General features: G+C 41.7%; 2 protein-coding genes. One reads left to right on the top strand and one right to left on the bottom strand.

Going from position 1 to position 1,044, the window contains the following annotated elements; genetic code table 11:
* The first annotated feature begins 175 nt into the window (after positions 1 to 175).
* On the top strand, positions 176 to 385 hold the full coding sequence (locus tag A3757_RS00555) for a cold-shock protein (protein WP_068511735.1): 210 nt from the start codon (positions 176 to 178) through the stop codon (positions 383 to 385).
* A 94-nt stretch (positions 386 to 479) separates the two neighbouring features.
* Here A3757_RS00555 and A3757_RS25990 read toward each other — a convergent pair.
* A partial coding sequence (locus tag A3757_RS25990) for a hypothetical protein (protein ID WP_197469608.1) occupies positions 480 to 1,044 on the bottom strand: 565 nt, incomplete at its 5' end.

Here is a 1,044-nt window from a genome sequence, read left to right on the forward strand (position 1 = left end):
TTGAACTTGAGTTTGAAAATATTCGCAAGAGCTGGTTTCTGTCCCAAGTTATAAAAAGGATGAAGAGCCCTTCAAATAGGTAATTCAAACAGCAATATGAGCCTCTCAGGTAACCCCTATAAAGTTATTACAGAGTACTCATTGAATAGTAAATTAAAATGGAAAAGGTTAGATAATGTCAGAAACACTTTCAGGAACCGTTAAATGGTTCAATGAATCAAAAGGCTTTGGTTTTATTCAGCGTGAGAATGGACCAGACTTGTTTGTTCACTTCAGCAATATTCAAGGCGACGGTTTTAAAACTTTGGCAGAAGGCCAAGCAGTTACATTTACAGAAGGCTCTGGCCAGAAGGGCCCTCAGGCTGAAAATGTAAACCCTGCATAGTAAGAATTCCTCATTCAACCCCGTTCCGGGGTTGAATTTTTCCTCTCTCACAAGCCTCACACTCAGTCAGCTAAACTCCTCAAATAAGCGACCTCTAGCGAAACCAACGTTTACCATTTCGAAAAGCTCTATTCAATTCAAACAGTCCACGATTGAAGTGCACTCGACACTTTTGTAACAGCGTATACTCTATGATTCGACGCTGATATAGGTGCAGGCTGACATGCCCCCAAACTACCCACCAGCGAACCGGATTCATTCCTTTACCTGACTTACCCGTGTCTTTATTCAAAAGCATTACATTCAATTGAACATCTGGCTTTTTAGGGTGATCGAGCACTAGACCAGTACCTTTAAAGCCCATTTTCTTGTATCGATAGACCCAATCATCGAGACTCGAAACCATTACGTACTTCTTACCCGCCGACAAGCCTTCACGGTACATATTTTCAAACACACCATGCAGAACGTCGGTGTCCTGATAGTACTTTTCAATACATATCGCGGTAATTTCCATAAGCTCTTCATATTGAGGCAGCTTTGCAAAAAGGCTCTTTGGTAATAACTGGTCAAGCTCAAATGGCTTCTCACCTCGCTCACCAAATACCAGCAAAGCACTACCGATTACGCGCTCATTATGAAAAGCAATCAATATCCGA

Source organism: Oleiphilus sp. HI0117 (assembly GCF_001635235.1).

What these genes read in the sequence shown, in the direction of transcription:
- A3757_RS00555 (WP_068511735.1), top strand. Translation starts at nt 176, where the DNA reads ATGTCAGAAACACTTTCAGGAACCGTTAAATGGTTCAATGAATCAAAA.